Source organism: Paenibacillus sp. S29, from assembly GCF_049319765.1.
In the GTDB taxonomy this organism is placed as follows: Bacteria; Bacillota; Bacilli; order Paenibacillales; family Paenibacillaceae; genus Paenibacillus; species Paenibacillus polymyxa_B.
Genome location: NZ_JBMOUI010000009.1, coordinates 48,505 through 70,532 on the forward strand (window position 1 = coordinate 48,505; position 22,028 = coordinate 70,532).

At 48.9% G+C, this 22,028-nt stretch carries 20 protein-coding genes and 1 riboswitch; of the genes, 10 read left to right on the forward strand and 10 right to left on the reverse strand.

What is annotated here, in order from left to right; translation table 11 throughout:
* The first annotated feature begins 282 nt into the window (after positions 1-282).
* From ACL9RM_RS16405 to isdG, 4 genes are read left to right on the forward strand one after another with little or no spacing between them, the layout of a single operon-like run.
* The gene (locus tag ACL9RM_RS16405) at positions 283-1,263 is read left to right on the forward strand and encodes an ABC transporter substrate-binding protein (RefSeq protein WP_250266680.1); all 981 of its coding nucleotides are present in this window, start codon (positions 283-285) and stop codon (positions 1,261-1,263) included.
* Between the two features lie 9 nt (positions 1,264-1,272).
* Complete coding sequence (locus ACL9RM_RS16410) at positions 1,273-2,271, forward strand: FecCD family ABC transporter permease (RefSeq protein ID WP_250266681.1); 999 nt, start codon at positions 1,273-1,275, stop codon at positions 2,269-2,271.
* Entirely contained in the window at positions 2,268-3,059 is a 792-nt protein-coding gene (locus ACL9RM_RS16415; protein ID WP_250266682.1) for an ABC transporter ATP-binding protein, read from the forward strand. The genes ACL9RM_RS16410 and ACL9RM_RS16415 overlap by 4 nt, the downstream gene beginning before the upstream one ends.
* 1 nt (position 3,060) lies before the next feature.
* Positions 3,061-3,411 (forward strand): heme oxygenase, encoded by a 351-nt coding sequence (gene isdG, locus ACL9RM_RS16420; protein WP_061831483.1) that lies wholly within the window; start codon positions 3,061-3,063, stop codon positions 3,409-3,411.
* A gap of 95 nt (positions 3,412-3,506) precedes the next feature.
* On the opposite strand, the gene ACL9RM_RS16425 is transcribed toward isdG, so the two are convergent.
* The 4 genes from ACL9RM_RS16425 to ACL9RM_RS16440 all read right to left on the reverse strand — a co-directional run bounded on the left by ACL9RM_RS16425 (position 3,507) and on the right by ACL9RM_RS16440 (position 7,220).
* Positions 3,507-4,517: an MBL fold metallo-hydrolase gene (locus ACL9RM_RS16425; protein ID WP_250266683.1), complete on the reverse strand. Its 1,011-nt coding sequence runs from the start codon at positions 4,515-4,517 to the stop codon at positions 3,507-3,509.
* A gap of 211 nt (positions 4,518-4,728) precedes the next feature.
* A complete protein-coding gene (gene cydS / locus ACL9RM_RS16430; protein WP_414126406.1) occupies positions 4,729-4,839 on the reverse strand; it encodes a cytochrome bd oxidase small subunit CydS in 111 nt (36 codons plus the stop codon).
* A gap of 6 nt (positions 4,840-4,845) precedes the next feature.
* Complete coding sequence (locus tag ACL9RM_RS16435; protein ID WP_069290393.1) at positions 4,846-5,877, reverse strand: cytochrome d ubiquinol oxidase subunit II; 1,032 nt, start codon at positions 5,875-5,877, stop codon at positions 4,846-4,848.
* Positions 5,874-7,220, reverse strand: a complete 1,347-nt coding sequence (locus tag ACL9RM_RS16440; protein ID WP_061831486.1) for a cytochrome ubiquinol oxidase subunit I — start codon at positions 7,218-7,220, stop codon at positions 5,874-5,876. Before ACL9RM_RS16440 ends, ACL9RM_RS16435 begins: the two co-directional genes overlap by 4 nt.
* A gap of 416 nt (positions 7,221-7,636) precedes the next feature.
* Between ACL9RM_RS16440 and ACL9RM_RS16445 the strand changes: the two genes are divergently transcribed.
* Positions 7,637-8,770, forward strand: a complete 1,134-nt coding sequence (locus ACL9RM_RS16445; protein ID WP_250266684.1) for a virulence factor — start codon at positions 7,637-7,639, stop codon at positions 8,768-8,770.
* Positions 8,771-8,891: 121 nt separating this feature from the next.
* Positions 8,892-9,094: riboswitch (Lysine riboswitch) on the forward strand.
* A gap of 134 nt (positions 9,095-9,228) precedes the next feature.
* Entirely contained in the window at positions 9,229-10,695 is a 1,467-nt protein-coding gene (locus ACL9RM_RS16450) for an amino acid permease (RefSeq protein WP_069290395.1), read from the forward strand.
* A gap of 118 nt (positions 10,696-10,813) precedes the next feature.
* On the opposite strand, the gene ACL9RM_RS16455 is transcribed toward ACL9RM_RS16450, so the two are convergent.
* On the reverse strand, positions 10,814-12,190 hold the full coding sequence (locus ACL9RM_RS16455; protein ID WP_250260417.1) for an MFS transporter: 1,377 nt from the start codon (positions 12,188-12,190) through the stop codon (positions 10,814-10,816).
* 47 nt (positions 12,191-12,237) lie between these two features.
* A complete protein-coding gene (locus ACL9RM_RS16460) occupies positions 12,238-13,365 on the reverse strand; it encodes a transglutaminase domain-containing protein (protein WP_250260416.1) in 1,128 nt (375 codons plus the stop codon).
* A gap of 280 nt (positions 13,366-13,645) precedes the next feature.
* Here ACL9RM_RS16460 and ACL9RM_RS16465 point away from each other — a divergent pair, with 280 nt between their 5' ends.
* From ACL9RM_RS16465 to ACL9RM_RS16475, 3 genes are read left to right on the forward strand one after another with little or no spacing between them, the layout of a single operon-like run.
* Positions 13,646-13,891: a FeoA family protein gene (locus tag ACL9RM_RS16465; RefSeq protein WP_016820309.1), complete on the forward strand. Its 246-nt coding sequence runs from the start codon at positions 13,646-13,648 to the stop codon at positions 13,889-13,891.
* Positions 13,882-15,891 (forward strand): ferrous iron transport protein B, encoded by a 2,010-nt coding sequence (gene feoB, locus ACL9RM_RS16470; RefSeq protein ID WP_250266685.1) that lies wholly within the window; start codon positions 13,882-13,884, stop codon positions 15,889-15,891. The genes ACL9RM_RS16465 and feoB overlap by 10 nt, the downstream gene beginning before the upstream one ends.
* 36 nt (positions 15,892-15,927) lie before the next feature.
* Positions 15,928-16,104, forward strand: coding sequence for a FeoB-associated Cys-rich membrane protein (locus ACL9RM_RS16475; RefSeq protein ID WP_081112420.1), 177 nt, complete (start codon positions 15,928-15,930; stop codon positions 16,102-16,104).
* Positions 16,105-16,178: 74 nt separating this feature from the next.
* On the opposite strand, the gene xylB is transcribed toward ACL9RM_RS16475, so the two are convergent.
* Positions 16,179-17,702: a xylulokinase gene (xylB, locus tag ACL9RM_RS16480; RefSeq protein WP_250266686.1), complete on the reverse strand. Its 1,524-nt coding sequence runs from the start codon at positions 17,700-17,702 to the stop codon at positions 16,179-16,181.
* A gap of 57 nt (positions 17,703-17,759) precedes the next feature.
* Positions 17,760-19,076, reverse strand: a complete 1,317-nt coding sequence (xylA, locus tag ACL9RM_RS16485) for a xylose isomerase (RefSeq protein WP_013311966.1) — start codon at positions 19,074-19,076, stop codon at positions 17,760-17,762.
* Between the two features lie 134 nt (positions 19,077-19,210).
* Between xylA and ACL9RM_RS16490 the strand changes: the two genes are divergently transcribed.
* Positions 19,211-20,383: an ROK family transcriptional regulator gene (locus ACL9RM_RS16490; RefSeq protein WP_250266687.1), complete on the forward strand. Its 1,173-nt coding sequence runs from the start codon at positions 19,211-19,213 to the stop codon at positions 20,381-20,383.
* Positions 20,384-20,562: 179 nt separating this feature from the next.
* Here ACL9RM_RS16490 and ACL9RM_RS16495 read toward each other — a convergent pair whose 3' ends face one another.
* Together ACL9RM_RS16495 and trxB are read right to left on the reverse strand one after the other, a co-directional pair.
* Complete coding sequence (locus ACL9RM_RS16495; RefSeq protein ID WP_007432162.1) at positions 20,563-20,793, reverse strand: glutaredoxin family protein; 231 nt, start codon at positions 20,791-20,793, stop codon at positions 20,563-20,565.
* A gap of 58 nt (positions 20,794-20,851) precedes the next feature.
* Entirely contained in the window at positions 20,852-21,793 is a 942-nt protein-coding gene (gene trxB / locus ACL9RM_RS16500; protein WP_023990316.1) for a thioredoxin-disulfide reductase, read from the reverse strand.
* Positions 21,794-22,028: the final 235 nt, after the last annotated feature.

Here is a 22,028-nt window from a genome sequence, read left to right on the forward strand (position 1 = left end):
GCAAAATCAAGTAAACCCATCACCAATATATCTTACACTTTTCGAAAATGTCAATATGTATTTGTGTGTACGTAATCCCTTGATATATGCTATTTTTTAATAAAAATTTGTAGTTCCTTCTTCTATAATTCGAATGACTCTCTTTTATTTTTAGTTCAAAATTTATTTAAAAATTTGCTTTTTTCAATTGACAATCCTCAGTGATATTCATTATCATTCTCTTATGCATAAATGAAAATGATTATCATTATTGTTTAACTCGAAAATTGCAGGAGGAATAACATGAAATCTTATGTGTTGTGGTCGTCCGCAGCGCTTTTATTGGCAGTAACCGGATGTAGTAATGGTGCCTCGACCGCAGATCACAAACCAACCAGTGCATCCGTATCTGCCACTTCTGGCACGACAAGCAGTGCGGCGATTCAAGTTATTGATTTTTCAAAACGGACGTTAGCGTTTCAAAAGGTCCCTCAACATATCATTGCGCTCAGCAATGGCGATCTGGATATTATATATGCATTGGGCGGAACTGCAGTAGGCAGGCCCAACTCCAATGGACCAGCTGTCGTAGCTGCTGCTGAGAACGTTCAGCAAGTAGGCTCCACTCATGAAGTTGATCTGGAGAAAATTACGATGCTCAAACCGGATGTCGTGCTAGGCAATTATCCTATGAATGAAAAAGACATTCCAGCCATTGAAGGAGTCGGTTCACAGCTGCTGCTGACGGGAGCCAATTCAGTTCATGATATTCAGTCGCAAATTACACTGTTCGGACAATTACTGCAAAAGCAGGCTCAGGCCGTGAAGCTGAACCAGCAAATTGACCAACAAGTAGCTAAGCTGCAAAAGGAAACCGCTTCTGCCTCCAAACCGAAGGTGTTGCTGGTATACGGAGCCCCGGCTACGTATATGGCGGCACTGCCAAATTCACTAAGTGGAAACATTCTGGAAGCTGCGGGTGGCTCGAACATCGCCGCTGATTTTCCGGGCCTGCAAAATTTCCCGCAATATGCGCAGCTAAACACAGAACGCATCATACAGGCTGACCCTGACTACATCTTCATCATGACCCATGGCAATACGGAAGATGTTAAAGCCGCATTTATAAAAGAAATGCAGGAAAATGCAGCTTGGAATGGAATCCGAGCAGTCAAAAACAATCAGGTCGAGGTTTTACCTTCAGATCTGTTCGGTACGAATCCGGGCACACGTGTCACTAAAGCGCTGGATTTGATGCATCAAAAGCTGTATCCGGCGAAATAGGCGATGGAGATGAACAAACTACAGCGCGCCAGAAGACGCACCATCGCCTGGATTACCCTTCCGATTCTAATGCTGGCCGTCTCTGTGTACGGTCTGGCCTACGGTTCGGTGTCGATTCCACTTCAAGAAATCAATCATGTTTTGCTACATAATGATGAATCTACCTATCGCACGATCCTGATGGATCTCCGGCTACCAAGAGTATTAGTAGGTTTACTGGTGGGAGCTTGTCTTGCAGCTTCCGGAGCACTTCTTCAAGGTGTGATGAAAAATCCATTGGCTGACCCTGGCATTATTGGTGTATCGGCTGGAGGTGGACTTGCCGCCGTCATTACGATGGTGATGCTTCCACAGCTCAGCTACCTTCTTCCGATAACCGCCTTTTTGGGAGCCTTTCTGAGCGCAATCGTCATTTATCTGCTGGCTTGGGACCGAGGGGCATCGCCTGTCAAAATTGTGCTCGCTGGCGTTGCGATCAACGCGCTGCTGGGCGCACTCACCAACGGTGTAATGGTCATGTACAGCGACCGCGTACAGGCCGTTCTTCCTTGGCTATCCGGCGGATTAAATGGAAGAAGCTGGCATCATCTAGAGTTCATGGCGCCTTACGCCATCATTGGATTAATCGCCTCTTTCTTTGCGATTAAACCTGCTAATTTACTGCTGCTGGGCGACGATTCGGCACAGTTGCTTGGTCAGCGAGTAGAGCTTCAACGTATGCTCATTATCCTGCTGTCTGCCCTGCTCGCCGGTACAGCGGTCAGTGTAGCCGGGCTAATCGGCTTTGTAGGGCTGGTCGTTCCCCATGTCATACGGCTGCTAATCGGGGAAGATTATCGTTTCCTCCTCCCCCTTTCCATTGTAGGCGGTGGAACGCTGGTTGTCCTGGCAGATACGGTGGCACGATCCTGGTTTGACCCGATTGAACTGCCTGTAGGTATTTTGTTGGCCGTCATCGGGGCACCGTTCTTCTTAATCCTGCTCAAGAAACGGGGGAATTTCGGATGACAGCCATTCAGGGGGAGCATATCTCCTTACAACGTGGGTATTTCAAGCTGGTCGATGTGAATATCACCTTGCCCGCTGGTCAGCTCACCGCGATTGTCGGACCGAACGGTTCAGGCAAGTCCACGCTTTTGCGGATTATGACCCGGTTGCTCAAGCAGGATCAGGGTCAGGTTTCCGTCCTGGGCAAACCCGTGCAGGAATACAAGCGGCGTGATTTTGCCCAGACGATTACAATGCTGCCGCAAATGAAGGACATGCTGCCGTTATTGACGGTCCGCGAGCTGGTCGCTTACGGGAGATCTCCTCATGCCAAAGGCTTGAGGGTACGCCATACCGGACAGGACCAGCAAATCGTGGACCATGTCATGAAGATCACGGGCATCCAGCCCTATGCAGATCGAATGTTCCATACTCTATCAGGAGGTGAACAACAAAAAGCGCGAATTGCAATGGCTTTGGCCCAACAGGCAGGTATTCTTTTGCTCGATGAACCGACCACTTTTCTGGATATCGCCCACCAATTTGAAGTTATGGATATGCTACGGCGTATCAATCACGAGTCCGGCTTGACGATTGTTATGGTACTGCATGATTTACAGCAAGCTGCGGCCTATTGTCATCATATGATTGCGCTTAAAAAGGGACGAATCGCCGTTGCCGGCGAACCCCGTGAGATTTTGACGTCTGCTTTTCTTCGCGACATTTATGAAATGAACGCTACCATCAAATTTGAGGATGGCTATCCGGTTATTATACCGACCATACCACATCATTCAGGAGGAATTTAATATGGTTATCGTTACAAATACATCTAAAATCACACCGGGCAATGCACATTTACTCATCGAAAGATTTAACAAAGAAGGAAAAGTTGAAAAAATGGAGGGCTTTCTCGGTCTGGAAGTACTGCTGACTGAAAACACGAAGGATTATGAGGAAGTAACAATCAGCACACGCTGGAAAGAAAAAGAGAACTTCCAAGGCTGGACGAAAAGCGAAGCATTCCGCGAATCCCATAGCCATCGTCAAATTCCGGACTATATTATTGAAAATAAAATCACGTTCTATGAAGTTAAAATCGTACGTCATCCCATCGCCAACAGCGATTCCTCTTTGGCAAGTGATTCCGAAGCAGTTTAATCCTGCATTATAGCTAAAAACCAAAAAAAGCGGCTCGGCAGGCAAAATTAATTGTCCGCCGAGCCGCTTTTTGTATAAGGATTATGTCGAATTCCTCAAATTGTAGTTGAGCAGCGACGTCCAATTTTCAGGGTCTCTCCGTGCCCCAGAACATGAATGCGTTCCTTCGCAATCCCCCTACGCTCACGCTCCGCTTCGAGCCGGTCCAGCGCCTCTCTTGGCGTATCATCCGCCAGCTTGAAGGCTCCGTAGTGCATCGGAATCATCTGATCTGCGCCGCAATCTAGAAACCCTTGCAATGCCTCCTCCGGTGTCACGTGCTGCGAGGTCATGAACCATTCCGGTTCGTAGGCGCCAATCGGCATAAAGGTCAGGTCAATGGCAAAGCGCTCGCCAATCTCTTTAAACCCACGAAAATATCCGGTGTCTCCCACAAAATACAACGTTGGTGCATCCTCTGAGTCTGCACTAGAATGAGGATGGGATTCCGTGACGGACGTGGCAGAGCCAATCACCTGCTGTTCACTTTGCAGAACGTATCCACCCCAATGCGAAGTATTGGTATCAAACGGCGTGCGTCGTGTCCAATGCTGGGCTGGAACAAACGTAAATCGTACCCCCCCTACCGTAAAATGCTCCCACCATTGCAGCTCATGACAGTTTCGAAAACCTTTGCGGATCATTTTCGCCTTTAACCCCGAGGGGACAAGCATCAACGTATCTGCACGATATAATTTCCGCAACGATTCTAAATGTAAATGATCATAATGGGAATGAGACAGCAGAATGATGTCCAGTGGTGGTACATCCTGAATACGAATGCCAGGCGGAGCCAACCTTTTATCAAAAGCCATACGCTCTGCCCATACTGGATCGGTGACGATATTCAGCCCAAGATACTGGATGAAAAAGGTGGAATGTCCCACCCAGGTCGCTGTCGCCATCTCCCGATTGCTATGCAGAAATTCCAGCTCCGGGGGATGGTTTGGTACAACGAACGTATAATCCTTTATTTTGCTGCGTCGCTCCTGCCGCCATTGTCTGAATTGCTTGATTGTTTTATCGGTATTTACATGATCCATATTGTTAAAACGTACTTTGGGCATGATGCAGCTCCCTCCCTGATGAACCCGTTCTCCAAAAAACACAGCGGTTCAATTTAACTATATATTGTCACTCGAGTGTGAACATAAAATGATGCAACATCCTGATATATGTAAAGTATAATTCAATCACGTCTGTAAAGGAAATTCTGCGATAATACAGCAAAAACAGACCTCCCGTATCAATCAGGAAGGCCTGTTCTACCTGTAGTTGTCAGTCCTGTGGATTTTTAAAGCGTGCCGAATAAATAAACAAAAACGCTATCGCCACGACAATAATGATAGGTGACTCGTACATAATCGTAAAATGCTCGAAAGCAGCCACTCTAACTCACCCTTTCTTCCCTTCATGTCCGCGCACATATTTTGCATCGAACAGAAACAATCTTAATATCAGGATCAGCGAAGGGATCAGCACCAGCAGACCCGCAACAAACGCCGTAATCAACGCATACGCCATCGTAGAATTTGTAAAGCTGTCGTAGACATTAATGTAGGGATACAGAACATACGGGAGATGCGAGCGGCCGTAGCCATACCAGGCAAATGCAAATTGCAGCATCACCAATATGAATGAAACCCCCAGATGCCGCCGCTGCCATACCAGATAAACTGCTCCCGCAAAGCATATGAAGGATGCAACAAACATCCAGGCTATGTTCAGCATATTGGTAAAATGATCTGGATTTTGTTTGTTAATCTGAAAAAATGCGAGCAGACTCGCAACAATCGTTGGACCGCTCCAAAGCAGCGCATATCCCCGTACGATTTCAAAAGCGACCTTGTCTCCCGCCCTTTTGGCATAATAGGCCAAAAACATCGCCGAGATATACAGCACGCTCACCAGTGCCAGAATAATAACCGCCCACGTGTAGGGATTACTTAATAGCTGACCCCATTGCAGGTGTACACCTGTACTGTTTTCTATAATAATGCCGCCCTCCGAAATAGCGAGAACTGTGGACAGTGCCGCCGGAATCAGCAACCCTGTCGCACCGTACAACGCCATGTAGACGATATTATTTTTACCGGAATGCCCATACGTATTGTATGCATAATACACTCCCCGGATGGCAAGAAGCACAATCGCAATACTGCCGGGAACGAGTAACGCCGTACCATAGTAATATGCTGCATCCGGGAAGAACCCGTTTAATCCCACCACAAAAAAGATGAGAAATACATTTGTTACCTCCCACACCGGGGATAGATACCGTTGAATGATATTGTGGATTTTGTTCTGGTGGCCTGTTAACACACTGTAAAAGCTGAAAAAACCTGCACCAAAATCAATGGATGCCACAAGCAAATATCCGAATAGGAACGTCCACAAAATGGCGATACCTACAATTTCATAGCTCACTTGCCTTCAGCCCCTTCCAGGCCCAGCTGCCTTATCTCTTCCACCGCATCCTTATTGCGGAATAGCTTGCTGAGTACCTTAATGGCCGAGAAACACAACACCAGATACAAAATAACAAACAACACCAGCATCCACCCGACACTCGTAGAAGTGGTCGCTGCTTCGGACACCTTCATATATCCGCGTAAAATCCACGGCTGTCTACCGACCTCCGCAAACATCCATCCGAGCTCAATAGCTACCATCGCCATCGGCCCGACCAGAATGAGCGCCAACAGCAGCCATCTGGGGTACGGTTTGCGGCCTGGCAGGCGCTTACGGATCAGATACAGCAGTGGGATGACGAGAATCAGCACTCCTGTGGTGATTTTGAGGTCAAACATATAATGAATAGACAGCGGCGGACGCTCCTCCACCGGATAGTCATTTAATCCCTTAACCTCCGTACTGGGCAAATTACCAGCCAACACACTAAGTGCATAAGGCACTTTCAAGGCATATTTGATTTCACCGTTTTTATCCATGTATCCGCCATATACAAAGGGGGCGTGCGTCATCGTATCAAAATGCCATTCGGCGGCAGCCAGCTTCTCCGGCTGATATTTGGCCAGAAATTTACCGGATGCGTCTCCGATCATCACGGTGCTGATGGCAAACACAATGGTACAGGTGGCCGTCAGCTTTAGCGCCTTTTTAAAATAAGGGTGATTACGCCCTCGCAGCATGCTGTAAGCAGCCAGCCCCATCAGCACACCAGCGCTCAATGTATACGAAGAAGCCAATACATGGGACACTTTGGTTGGCGTAGCCGGATTTAGCATAGCCTCGATGGGATGAATATTTGTCATGACTCCATTTTTGAGTGTAAAGCCTTGAGGTTGGTTCATGAACGAGTTCACCGTCGTAATAAAAACCGCTGACGCAGACGAGGCAATCGCTACCGGGATGAGCAGCATCAGGTGAAAATATTTGCTTTTAAACCGATCCCAGGTATACAAGTAGATGCCCAGGAATATAGCTTCGATGAAAAAAGCAAACGTCTCCAAAAATAAGGGCAGCGCAATCGCTTGTCCAGCCACACGCATAAAGGTGGGCCAAAGCAAGCTGAGCTGTAGACCAATGGAGGTGCCTGTAACGACACCCACGGCAACGGTAATGACAAACCCTCGCGCCCACCGTCGGGCCAGCAGTGTATAATGCGGATCACCAGTTCGCAGCCCGCGCCATTCTGCTAGTGCAATCATTAAGGGTACGCCGACGCCGATGGATGCAAATACGATATGAACAAACAGGGTAATTCCGGTCAGCATCCGGCTTAGCAATACAGGGTCCAGTGAAGACAAATGGGTTTCACTCCTTCATTTCACATTTTAAACATCGCAGATCACTCTGGATTACCAACTAAGGAGTCAAGCGAGCTATGCTTTTAATTACGGCATATAGCATGATGGCCGCAATTACTATACATACAATAATGAGCGTTCTTTCCTGCTTGCGGAACATAGGAACGCCTCCTTCACTTATCTATTGGCGCATTTTGGTAACCTATTCACAGTTTGGTTCATTCTATCGAGTTTTAACCCTGCTTCTGCATTGAATGTAGCAGTATTTCTTTTTAGTGTTTACCTGAATTAGTGTGAGATATGTCATTGTGTTTTTCCTGTATACGCAAACTTATCTTTGGAGACATTCGCAGAATGAGTTACAATACAGATAAGCTATATATGGAGAACTTTTGAACAGGAGGCTGTACTGAGCTATGAAAATAACATCTATCGAGCCTACTCCCAGTCCGAACACCATGATGCTGCATCTGGATGAGCGACTGGAAGCGGGTATCCGCAGAACATATACACGGGACAATGAGCGTTCCGCTCCCCCATTTATCCGGCGCATGCTGGGCATTGAAGGGGTCAAAAGCGTGTTTCACACGACTGACTTCGTAGCCCTTGACCGCAAAGGGAATGCAGATTGGTCCACCATTCTGGGTCAAGTCCGGGATCAGCTAGGCGAGGAAGGCGCTGACGCCAATTGGGATTTGCCAGAGGAAACCTCTGGAGAAGCATTTGGCGAGGCACAGGTCTTTGTGCAATTTTTTCGTGGCATTCCAATGCAAATCCGAGTCAAGGCAGGGCAGCAGGAGGAACGAATTTCCTTGTCCGACCGCTTCGTGCAGGCCGTTACCCGTGTAGCGAGTGCAACGCTGATCAAGGAACGCAAGCTGAGCGATTACGGCGTACGCTACGGTGAGCTGCCGGACATTGCACGCGAGGTCGAGCAGGAATTGGAGGCAGCCTTTCCGCAAGAGCGGCTGGAGCAGATTATCCAACAGGCGATTGCCCACGGCGCAAACAACAGCGAATTCGTGGAGGAACGCCGCGAATGGAGCGATGCCGAGCTGGAGCAAGCCCTGCAGCACGAGGATTGGCGCACACGCTACGCTGCGCTGGATCGGCTGGAGCCGACGCCTGAGCATTTGCCGCTTATCCGGCAAGCGCTGCATGACGACAAAATGCAGCTGCGGCGGCTGGGCGTCGTCTATCTGGGCGATATTCGCTCACCGGAGGCGATGGATCTGCTAGCCGAGGCGCTGCGCGATCCTTCAGCGGCAGTACGCCGCACCGCAGGCGACACGTTGTCGGACATCGGCGACCCGGTCGCTACCAGCGCAATGATCGGAGCCCTGTCGGATAGCAGCAAGTTGGTGCGCTGGCGGGCGGCACGTTTTTTATACGAGGTTGGAACCGAGGATGCACGTGATGCGCTGGAGAAGGCTGTCGATGATCCCGAATTCGAGGTTAGTCTGCAGGCTAAAATGGCGCTGGAACGCATCGAATCAGGCGAACAAGCCGCGGGCACAGTTTGGCAGCAGATGGCCAAGCGGAACTCTTAATTTAAGATTCTACAGGTGATTTTCAAAAAATTGTCGATTGTCAGAAGATGTACAGGTACGATATACTGTAGTTCGCTATACAATAAAATATCATGTCATACACCTCATCAACCCTGTTTTATGATGAGGTAGAGGTCGCGGATGTAATCAGTACACCGGAGGAGACGATAAGAGCCGTCTGAGATTCCAGTGGAAAGGTACACCCGCCGAAGTATGCGGAGTTGACTCTTTGTAAATACTCCGAATGCTGGGGCTGCTAACCGAAAGGAGCAGAACTGTCACACGCTGTCCTAACACAGACACGTGTGTTGAGCTATCTTGTTATGGAAGAAGGTATGGTGCGGAATGCATAGACAAAACCGCAGGCGTATTCCCTGCGGTTTTTTGATTTATATACTCCCCCTCCTTCTGGCTCTTGCCCTGACATGAAATACAATTTCATGAAGGAGTGTTTGAACGTGCAACACAAAGCAACACCTGACGCAACCTTGCGTAAAAGTCTCAAAGCCCGCCATATGACGATGATCGCCCTCGGCGGCTCTATCGGTACGGGCCTGTTCCTCGCCAGTGGAGGCGCGGTTGCCGAAGCTGGACCCGGCGGTGCGCTGCTGGCTTATGCAGCAGTTGGCCTCATGGTCTACTTCCTTATGACCAGCCTCGGTGAGTTGGCTACATTTATGCCTGAATCCGGCTCTTTTAACACCTATGCAGGTCGCTTCGTCGATCCGGCTTTCGGTTTCGCCATGGGCTGGAACTTCTGGTACAACTGGGCGGTGACGATTGCTGCCGAATTAGCAGCAGCGACCGTGCTCATCAAATATTGGTTCCCGGAAAGCCACTCTGCCTGGTGGAGTCTGTTATTCCTAGCCGTAATCTTCGCGTTGAACGCATTGACAGTTAAAGGCTACGGTGAGTCTGAATACTGGTTCGCCATGATTAAAATTGTGACCGTGGTCATCTTTTTGACCGTAGGTGTGCTGATGATCTTCGGCATTATGGGTGGTCCTGCGGTTGGCTTTGCCAACTTCACGGTAGGAGACGCCCCGTTCCATGGCGGATTCTTTGCTGTATTGGGCGTATTCATGGCAGCCGGCTTTTCCTTTCAGGGAACGGAGCTGATTGGGGTAGCCGCTGGAGAGAGCGAAAATCCGCGTGAAAATGTGCCGCGCGCCATCCGTCAAATCTTTTGGCGCATCCTGTTCTTTTATATTCTCGCGATTCTCGTGATTGGATTGATCATTCCATACACCAATCCAAATCTGCTGCGGGGAGATATCAGTGACATCGGGGTCAGCCCGTTCACGCTCGTATTTGAAAAAGCAGGGCTTGCGATTGCTGCTTCTGTTATGAACGCCGTTATTTTGACTTCCGTATTATCGGCAGGTAACTCGGGTATGTACGCGGCAACTCGGGTACTATACGCTTTGGCACGGGAAGGTAAAGCCCCGCGTTTCCTCGGACGTATCAATAGACGAGGCATTCCTATGAACGCTCTGCTGATCACGACCGCTGTCGGTATGCTAGCCTTTCTCGCCTCCCTGTATGGAGACGGTGTAGTCTATAACTGGCTGCTGAATGCTTCTGGAATGTGTGGGTTTATTACGTGGGTCGGGATTGCAGTCAGCCATTATCGTTTCCGCCGTGCCTTTACTGCACAGGGCCACAGTCTGAGTGAGCTTCCATACAAAGCCCGCTGGTTCCCGTTTGGGCCGTTGTTTGCCTTCGCTCTGTGTATCATTGTCATTATCGGGCAAGGGGCGGATGCCTTCACCGGACAGGAGATTGACTGGAAAACGATGATCGCTACGTATATGAGTGTGCCGCTGTTCCTTCTGCTGTGGCTCGGCTACAAATGGATCAAACGTACTAAAATCGTTCCGTTAAAAGAATGTGATTTGAGTCCAGATGCTTCTTCGGATAAATAATAGAAAACAGTAAAAAAAGCCCGTCTCCACATATCAGGGAAAACACGCTGGTAAGCCTGGTCCAAGACCATTTATCCGCATTTTCACCTGTATATGCCCGGAGACGGGCTTTTTCTGTTTATTTGGAGGAAGGTTCCAATGAAGCTGACAAAGACATGGATAAGGCACGACGACTAAAAACACCATATATAACAGCAATCAGCGTCAGCACTGCAGAAAACAAGTACAAATTAACGATGCCTAGATGATCTGCAATCCAGCCCATTAACAGGAGCGAAATACAAAAGGTCAAACTTGTCAGTGTGGCCTGGGCAGACAGCACCTTGGGCAAATCATGTACAGACACACTCATCTGCATCATCGTGCGGCGGGATACGACAGACATTTCCGCAGGTAGTCCCATCAACAACACGATAAGCAGCGTCAGCGGCGGTAATGTGTTCAGTGCGTACCATGCTGTCAGCAGCCCATAACCTGCCATCCCCGCCAACATGGCGGGCAGCAGCCTGCGCTGCAAATGCTTGACGCAGGCGAGGACAACGATGCCGCCGCCAATCGCTCCTGCAAAATACGCTGCATTGATGTATCCCCACCATGCTTCGCTCTTGTGCAAAACCTGCTGGGCGAAAGCAAGCGTGAACGCGCCTACCCAAACCGAACCCCCTAGAAGGTCAATCATATCCATAAAAATAAGAGCTTTCAGTCTGCGACTGGCTCCGATAAGGCTCCAGCCCTCACGAAGTATTTCCTTTTTACGTTTGGGAGGTAGTGCGGGGCTCTCTGATTCCGGGCCATACAGTGTATCTTCCAACTGTGAAGGGGGCAAGTCATGATGCCCTTGCCCGGGCTCAGTACCAGTTTCGGAAACCGAAACATCTCCACCTCGTACCCTTGTTCCAGGTTGCAGCAAATAATGGGCTTTGCCCTCTAGTGGATCTCGAATCAAGCTGGTGAAGATCATTGCTACCATATAGAGTCCGCCAGCCACTAGCAGTGTTTTTTCCGAGCCTAGCATGGCTACGAGCACACCACTAAGCCCCCACCCCGCTAATTGCACCGTCTGATCGCTGACCGACACCAGACTGTTTGCCCGCATGAGTCCTTCCCCGGACGCAAGGCGGGGAATCAGCGCATTACGTGCAGGCGTGGTCCAGCCGTCCAGAAAGGACATGGCTGCCACCAACGTAAACACAATCACCCATATCGGTTCCGTACCCGCTGACCACAAGTGGCCCAGCAGAATAGCGAAGAAAACCAGCTGTCCGAACTGAGAAACGAATAAAATAAAAGGAAGCTGGAATCGGGCCAAAATGAGCGGTGCTAAAAAGCCGCTGATCATCTGTGCTCCCATTCGCAGCAATGGAACGAGCACCGAAGAGAAGATGGAGTCCGTTTCATGAAAAACCAGAGACACAAGTGCCATAATGTAAAGAATGTCGGCCGCATTAGACATGGTCTGCGTGCCAAGCAAATAGGTAAAGGAACGCTTGTGCATATAAATAAAATACTCCTTTGTTAATGTAGCTTTTTACAGCAAGATGATTAGGTCCATTTCAGGGTTACACGAAGATTGCCGGTACTTCCTAGATCCGTAATCTGATAGGAAATGGATTTCAAACCGAGTTGATATAAGGATTGTAAATCCTCCTTGAGACTTCGCTCCGTTCCCTGATAGGCAAAGGTAAGTGTCGTCCCTCCCTTATTTACAATCTTACGTACCTGTTCCTTAATGTCGGCAGATGATTTAACCAGACCCTTGCCGTCTTGCAGCGGATATTCGAGGGTATTGTACAGTTTTTGATACACAACAGCCTTTGATCCTCCGGCAGTTACCAGTGCTGACAAGGTTTCCCGATACGATGTATTCGCTTGAGGATACGGCTTAACCCATGAGTGATCCCGCCGCATTTCGGTATCCGTTAGCAGATAATATGAAGTGCTTACCTCGTTCGCGCGATCCGGGGTTGGATCATCCCATGTCGTATCCATGTGATACCATCGACCATCTAATAAAACCAGATTCCATGCATGCAGCTGGCCCCCTGCTCTTCCTTCCACAATCCGGTTCGTAATGCCTGCACGTTCCAGCATTTTATAGGCCAGCAGTGAATAACCCTGACAGACCGTGCTTCCCGTTTTCAGGCCATCATAGGCTGTGTACTTTTGCTGTGCTTCATCATACTTCAGGCGAACGACGATCCAATCATGAATGGCCTTTACCTTCTCATGATCCGTCATTCCCTTCGTAATAATATCCCCCAGCACCGCTTTAACTGTGCTATCCACATATGCTGTCTGTTCCTTCGTCTCCCGGTAGCTTAGACGAATCGTAACCTGAGCGGAGGTCGTTGTCCCTGTATAGCTGAATGCGTAGCTTTTGATCGTATAATTTACATACGGATCGCTCTCCATGGCCTGTTGGATGGCCGTCTGTAATTGCTGCTTGAGACCGTTCACTCGCCCTTGATATGTAAAGGTCAGCGTTTCACTCCGCGTAGCCATTGCCTGTAAAAGCTTGTTCTGAAGCTGCTGCGATGATACGGATGGAGCCGGCTTAACCGACGTCGCATACACATTGCTGCCCCACTCCACAGCCTGCGGCAGCAACACAGCCAGCGCTGCACCCGCAACCAGACATTTTACAAGCCTAACCCCGATTTTTCTGTTCATACAGAGCGTTCCTGCCCTTCTTAGCATAGTTGTAAACAGCTATATCTTACCATAAAAACAGTTGCCCCAAACGCTCTAGTTTTGTCAGTTGCAGACGAGTAAGGGTGCAGTTCAAGACAGGTTGTGACATCATACTCGGCTATATAACAGATCGGATAATGAGCAAACATGTCGTTCGTAGAGAGTTTTATCACAGCAATCTAGATTTCCTCATGATATGGTACTGGCATCGGAAGTAAATGATATTGATTCTCATTCTAGATCAGAAAGGCTGAGCACTATGCCAGAATGTATCTCACTCCTTCGTACGCCACTGGGTCAGACTGTGCGTTTGCAATCTCTCGCCCCTCTTCATCCCTCATTGCGCCGCCGCTTAACAGACATGGGCATTAACGAAGGTTCCATCATACGGTTAAAAAAAATCAGTTTATTGGGCGGTCCTATTGTCATTGAATGCAACGGCCAGCTGGTCGGCCTTCGCCAAAATCAGGTGAAGCAACTGGAGGTTGTTCCAACATGGACATGATCGCTCTATTCGGTAATCCCAACACAGGAAAAACCTCATTATTTAACAAGCTGACTCGTACGTATGCAGAAGTAGGAAACTGGTCCGGCGTCACAGTGGAAAAGAAAACAGGCATCCTGCGTGACAAGTCTGCCGTATTGGTGGATTTGCCGGGCGCCTACTCTTTACTCCCTCTTTCGCTGGATGAAGGTGTCGCAACTCGATATTTGCTGGAAGAACCTCCTACGGCCCTGATTAACATTGTGGATGCCTCCCAGCTCCAGCGTAATCTCTATCTAACCGTACAACTACTGGAGTATGGCCGTCCGCTTGTACTTGGCTTAAACATGACTGACGTAGCCGATGCCACGGGTCTTCGTGTAAACAAGGATTTGTTAGCTAATCAATTGAACGTTCCCATCATTCCTATGGTGGCGCGTACAGGCAGTGGAAGTAAGCAAATGCTCGCTTCTCTTCGGGAGGTAAGACGTACATCCAATGCTTTTCAATTGGACTACGGCCCTGCCGTTGAAGCTGCTATTACCGATATTTGCGACTTGCTGCCAAATGCACCTGTGCCGCAACTGCGGTGGGCCGCACTGCAATGTCTGGAAGGCAATCCTGTCGTCATGGAATGGATGACGAATGAGGTACAGCGTGAACAAGTAACTGCACGCATCCAACGTTGCGAGGAAGAACTTCTCGGTGAAGGCCATGCCATCACCCCTGCTCAGCGTATTCGTTCTGTACGAACAGCATGGATTGCTGATCTGTGCACCAAGGCACTCGACACCTCCAAACTCAGACCGCACAGCCTGACGGATAGGCTCGATGCACTATTAACTCATCGGTATCTGGGGATTCCGATCTTTTTGCTGCTGATGTACGCTACCTTCAAGTTCACCTTCGATTGGGCGGGTACGATCCTTTCAGATATGCTGGATGGATTTTTTTCAGGGACACTCAGCACTTGGATTTCTGAGTTACTCGTTCACTTGAACGCGTCTGCTTTTACGCAAAGTCTAGTCGTGGACGGCATCGTGGCTGGAGTCGGGGGTGTGCTTGTTTTTCTGCCTCAAATTGCTATTTTATTTCTGATAATTTCAGTGATCGAAGACTCTGGTTATATGGCACGGGTCACGATACTCATGGATCGCCTGATGCAAGCCGTTGGCTTGAACGGGAAAAGCTTCATTCCCTTCATCATCGGATTTGGCTGCAATGTCCCTGCGATTATGGCGGCACGCACCATTGAACAGCCCAGAGAACGCCTCATTACCACATTGCTGGTGCCCTTTATGTCGTGTTCAGCCCGCCTGCCGGTATATGCGTTGTTTGCGGGTGTGTTTTTCCCAACACATGCGGCAAGCATTATCATGCTGATGTATGTGTTAGGAATCATCGTTTCACTTATACTTGCCAAAATTTTTTCCAAAGTATCCATTTTGTCGGGTGAGCCCTCCCTCTTTATCGTGGAACTTCCTCCCTATCGAGTGCCGCAGGCTCTTACACTATTCCGCAGCACATGGGAGAAGGTCAAAGGCTTCGTCCGTAAAGCCGGAACCATTATTCTTGCAGGTTCCGTTGGCATCTGGCTCTTGTCCAATTTCGGTCCGCAGGGCTTCGGGGCAGAAATGAATGACAGCCTGCTTGCCACCGTTGGAGGTTGGTTCGCTCCATTACTGGCCCCTCTCGGTTTTGGCACCTGGCAAGCAGGAGCTTCCCTGCTCACAGGCTTTATGGCCAAGGAAGTTGTCGTATCAACGATGAATATTATTTACCACGTTCCCGATATGCAGGGACTTGAACTACAAGTCAGACAGGCCTTTACACCGCTTGCCTCTTTTAGCTTTATGGTGTTCATTCTGCTGTATGTTCCGTGTCTGGCTACGGTAGCGGTCATTCGTAAAGAAACCCTTTCGTGGCGTTGGACCGCATTTTCTGTGATCTATCCTTTGACCGTCGCATATATCATCGCCGTTTTGATCTATCAATGTGGCAGATTATTAGGTTGGGGTTAAGTCAGGCCCTATAGTAAATAAAAGGAAGTGAATTCCATGATCAATATCATCATTTTATTGGCGATCCTCGGTTATAGTGCGTGGGTGCTGGTAAGATTTTTGCGAAAAAGCCGTCAAGGCGCCTGTGCGGGGTGTTCGTCGAGCAAGTCATGTCCTGGCTGTGCCGTGAGTTCTATGAATGAAGATCATGCGAAAATCAAGAAAAGTATTTAATTCAAAAACTCATCATCACAAAAAAAAGCGGCTCCGGGGGTTTCTTACACCCGGAGCCGCTTCTTATTTACGCTTCACCGATATACTGCCAAATGCTCACTTAGCTCTCGCGTGTGCAAGTAAACTTCACGGTACAGCTCGTATAGGCCTTCATACTGTGCCACACGTTCTGGGTTCGGGGAATATCTCGCTGCTTCACGCAGAAAAGCTTCAGCGCACGCTTGCAGAGATTCAAACCAGCCGCTACCATAAGCAGCCAGCATGGCCGCTCCCAAGGCAGGTCCCTGTTCGCTTTCCAGCTTAATGATATCCGCGTTAAAAATATCTGCCTGCATTTGCAGCCATGCCTCATTACGCGCACCGCCGCCGATGGAAATCACTTCATTCACCATTTTGCCCGTTCCTCTGAGAATATCAATGGATTCCTTGAGCGAAAACGTAATTCCCTCCAGTACTGCCCGTGTAAAATGCGCAAGCTTATGCCCCGCATCCATCCCGATAAAGCTACCTCGAATGGTTGCATCTGGATGAGGTGTACGCTCGCCGACGATATAAGGCGTGAACAGCAGCCCTCGGCTGCCTGGTTCAATAGAGTTCACATCTGCCAACAGTGCATCAAAAGAATGCTCTGGTGCAAAGGTATCCTTAAACCAAGTCAAGCTGTATCCGGCCGCGAGCGTAACCCCCATAATATAATAAGCATCCTGCTCACTATGATTAAAAAAATGTGCCCGTCCCTGCACATCAATATCCTTGCGCTCCTCATAGGAAAGTACAACCCCTGAGGTGCCGATGCTGCACAGGGTGCGGCCTTCGCTCAAAATGCCAGCGCCAATCGCGCCACATGCGTTGTCGGCACCACCTGCAAAGACCTTCGTTTCAGGCGAAAGCCCGCTCTGCTCCGCAATCTCCGGCAGTAGCGTACCCGTCTGATCAAAGGATTCCACCAGCGGCGGGAACAGCGACAACGGTAGGTCAAACGCGGCAGCGATCTCTTCGCTCCACTGCTTGTTCGCAATATCCAGCAGCAGCGTGCCCGCCGCATCCGAATACTCCGTCGCCAGCTCTCCTGTCAGACAGTAGCGCACATAATCCTTGGGCAGCATAAAATGTGCCGCACGGGCCAGCACCTCTGGCTCATGCTCCTGTACCCACAGCAGCTTGGGCAGCGTGAAGCCTTCCAGCGCGCGATTACGTGCGATGTTCAGCAGCTCCGACCCGAGCTTTCCTTCAATACGACGGCATTGTGCTGTTGTACGCGTGTCATTCCACAGAATAGCCGGACGAAGCACTTGTCCTTCCTTGTCAGTCAGCACAAGCCCATGCATCTGTCCCGAAAAGCTAATACCGTCCACAGCATCTGTGTCGCCGATTCCGGCCTTCTCCACAAGCTGTTTCAGTGATGCTAACGTGCCACTGACCCAGTCCTCAGGGTGCTGTTCGCTATACCCTGCCTTCGGCTGATGGAGCGGATAAGACTGGGAGGTTTCATAGGCCACCTGCCCCTTGCGGTTAACCAGCACCGTTTTGACCGCGCTGGTACCCAAATCTACGCCAATGACATAGCGTTCCTGCTCCTGATTTAGCTTCTCCTGCATTGGAGTTCCTCCTTCCTTGTCATCGTGCAGCCGTTGTTTCATATATAAGTCCTGGTATTAGTCAGCCAAAATGTATTGATTTAATGTTGCTTTCAGATATTCCTGACGACCGGATACGTTTTTACGTGGTGTTTCGTTCGCCAAAGCATATTCAGCCAGAGAAGCAAGCGTTGCTTTTCCGGATACGATGTCTGCTCCAATACCTTCTTTAAAGCTGCTGTAGCGCTTCTCAATAAAGTCCTCAAACACACGATCCTCGATCAGTTTGGCAGCTACCTTCAACCCCTTCGCATACGTATCCATACCTGCGATGTGCGCAAGGAACAAGTCTTCCGGCTCAAATGATGCTCTGCGCACCTTGGCATCAAAGTTGATACCGCCACGGCCCAAGCCTTCATTTTGCAGCACTTCATACATGGTTAGTGTGGCATCATACAGATCCACCGGGAATTCGTCCGTATCCCAGCCCAGCAGTAAATCTCCCTGATTTGCATCCAGTGATCCCAGCATGCCGTTAATCCGTGCTACACGTACTTCATGATCAAAAGTATGACCCGCCAAAGTTGCATGATTAGCTTCCAGATTAAGCTTGAAATGCTGATCCAGATCATATTTTTGCAGGAAAGCAATCGTCGTCGCCGCATCAAAATCATACTGATGCTTCGTTGGCTCCTTCGGTTTTGGCTCAATCAGGAACTGGGCGTCAAAGCCAATTTCACGCGCATAGTCTACGGCCATATGGAACATACGTCCCAAATTGTCCTGCTCCAGCTTCAAATCCGTGTTCAGCAGTGTTTCGTAGCCTTCACGGCCTCCCCAGAAAACATAGTTATCTGCGCCCAGACGTTTGCCCACTTCCAGTCCTTTTTTAATCTGAGCAGCTGCGTGTGCGTAAACATCTGCATTGCAAGTCGACGCAGCTCCATGCAAATAACGTGGATGACTAAACATGTTCGCCGTGTTCCACAGCAATTTTTTCCCCGTAGCTTTCATATGTTCCTCAATTAGATCCACGATGGTATCCAGATTGCTGTAAAATTCCTTCAATGACGCGCCTTCTGGTGCAATATCCACATCATGAAAAGCAAAATAAGGTAAATTCAGCTTATCCAGCAGCTCAAAGGCAGCCTCCACACGTGCCTTTGCCAAATCCAGCCCGGTAAACTTGGACCATGGACGTTCCGCTGTTTCTACACCAAAAGGATCGGAGCCGCCTGCAACCAGTGTATGCCAATAGGCCATGCTAAAACGCAAATGCTCCTCCATCGTTTTTCCCGCTACAATTTCCTGTGGATTATAAAATTTGAACGCAAAAGGATTGTCGGATTGCTTGCCCTCAAAGTTAATTTTAGATACCTGTTCGAAATAAGCCATTATAAGTTCCTCCTTTGTAGTAAACGTTTACAAAACCGATTCTAGCACAGTCGAAAGACTTTGTCTATTGCTTAAACTAAGTTTGTTTTTATGATATAATATCAGGAATTACACCAACAGGAAGTGAATTAACCATGAATGTCACTGGCGATCAGGCGCTTGTCAAAAAGCTAAATAAATCCATTGTGCTGGAGCGTATTCGCCTTCATGCTCCGCTATCCCGGGCACAGTTATCCAGTCAAACTGGATTAAACAAGGCTACCGTTTCCAATCTGGTGGCAGAGCTCATCACCGATGGACTTGTATATGAGACGGGATTAGGGGAATCCAGCGGCGGGCGTAAGCCTTTAATGCTGCTATTCAACAGCCGTGCAGGCTTTGTACTCGGTATTGAGGTGAGCGTACAGTACATCAAGGGCGCTCTGACTGATCTGGCAGGCACCATTGAAACTGAGCTTAGCCTTTCCCTTACTCAGCATGATCCCGCCTTTGTTATGGAACAGATTCGAAAGCTCGTTCTGGAGCTCATGCAGACCACTCCTCCCTCCCCTCACGGTATTGTCGGCATTGGGCTGGGGGTGCCGGGTATGGTGGATGAAACCGGAACCGTTTTGTTCGCACCCAATCTGGGCTGGGAAGAGGTTCCGCTGCGGCAGCAACTTGAGGCCGAGCTAGGTCTACCCGTCGTAGTGGATAACGAAGCTAACGTCGGCGCACAGGGCGAGTTGTACTATGGGATGGACGGCGATCACCGACAGCAGGTGCGGGATCTGGTCTACATCAGTGCAGGGGCCGGGATCGGGGCCGGGATTATCATTGATGGCAAACCGTATCAAGGAGCTTGGGGGTACGCCGGAGAGACGGGTCATATGACCATTGATTGGAACGGACGACTCTGCTCCTGCGGTAGTCGCGGCTGCTGGGAACTCTATGCTTCAGAGAAGGCGTATGTAGCATCCACATTGAAACTGCCTGCACAGAATACAGCGGAATTACTGTCATTTGCTCAGCAAGGTGAAGCAAGCACATTAAGCGTCCTTGATGATATTGGGCGATATTTGGGTGTGGGTATTACCAACATTGTGAACAGCCTCAACCCCGGAATGCTTATCATCGGCGGTCCACTGGCGGAAGCCAGACCTTGGTTGGAGCAAAGCATGCGTGATGTGATTGACGAACGTGCCCTGCCCTATCACCGTCGGCAACTACAGATTCGTTTCTCCACGCTTGGCAGCCGTTCGACGATGCTAGGTGCCGCCTATGCAGCAACAGCTCCTTTTCTGGGGCGAGTACGCGTGTCTTTATAAGAAAAAAAGCATACGGGAACACTTAGGTTCCTGTACGCCCACTTTTCTCGGAATTTTGCAAAATCCTATAAAAAAGATTAGAGACTATAAAAGGCCCCCTCCGCAGTATGTAACTGCGATGGAGGCCTTATCTATACCCTATAACGATCCACAGGACCGTCGTCTGCTCTTAGGTTGGATTAAGCGTTCAATACTTTTTCAAACTTGGTTTTGTTCATACCGGAAATACGTTCTTCTCCGATCAGAGTCAATGGAACGGCACGAATGCCCATATCCCAAACCTCTTGTGCAAAAGCTTCATTGGTTTCAATGTTGCGTTCTTCGTACTCTACGCCTTTTTCACTCAAATAGCTTTTTACTTGACGGCAATGCGGGCAGTTTGTAGATGTGTATACTATTGCTTTTTCCATGAATATCACCTCATCATTTATTTTGTTACATCATATTTATTCATATTTCCAAGGATCATTACAGGGCCAGTGCGCTGTGCTCCAAGCTTTCGATGTACTTCTCGCTGTCCATAGCAGCCATGCAGCCACTACCTGCTGCGGTAATCGCTTGTCTGTAGCGAGTATCCTGTACGTCACCACAAGCGAATACGCCAGGCACGTTTGTTTCGGAAGTACCCGGATTTACGACGATATAACCGTTCGCATCCGTTGTAATTTGCCCCTCAAGGAAGCCCGTATTTGGATGATGACCAATCGCCACGAATACGCCGCTAACTGTAATGATTTCCTCTTCACCTGTTGCATTATTCAGTACTTTCAAGCCAGTGACTCCATTCTCGTCCGCAATCACTTCTACAGGAGTACGATTAAGCGCCCATTCAATTTTGTTGTTCGCACGAGCACGATCCTGCATAATTTTGGAGGCGCGCATTTCTTCACGACGATGCACCAATGTCACTTTGGAGGCAAATCGAGTCAGGAAATTGGCTTCTTCCAATGCAGAGTCTCCACCGCCGATGACAACAATTTCTTTGCCACGGAAAAAGAAGCCGTCGCATGTTGCGCAAGTGCTTACGCCACGTCCGATATTATCCTGTTCACCGGGAATACCCAGATATTTGGCAGTCGCCCCTGTGGAAATAATCAGCGTATCAGTAACCAGTTCACCCAAACCTTCTACATCCAATGTAAATGGACGAGCCGTTGTGTCTACTTTGTTTACCCAGCCTGTGCGGAATTCAGCGCCAAAACGCTCCGCTTGCTTACGCATATTATCCATCAAATCGGGTCCCATGATTCCTTCAGGAAAACCTGGGAAATTTTCGACTTCCGTAGTCGTAGTTAATTGTCCGCCTGGCTGTGGTCCTTCGATCACCAGTGGGCTCATGTTAGCGCGTGCCAGATAAATTGCAGCGGTCAAACCGGCAGGGCCGGTACCTATAATAATGGACTTGTACATATCTTGGTTCCTCCTAAAATATCATAAGTATTATATAACGAGTTTTCGGCACCGGGCGCTGGGCAGCTGCATATACTCTAAAAGTAATTCCACCAGAAGCTTATCCCAAAATGTGGACACCCGGATATTGCAAAAACGAATCACTTGTTTTGTAGCCTCTTATGACTTAGACTGATTCTAAATCCTAATTTCATTATGCGGAAATAGCTGTAAACAGTCAAATGAAGTTTTCATG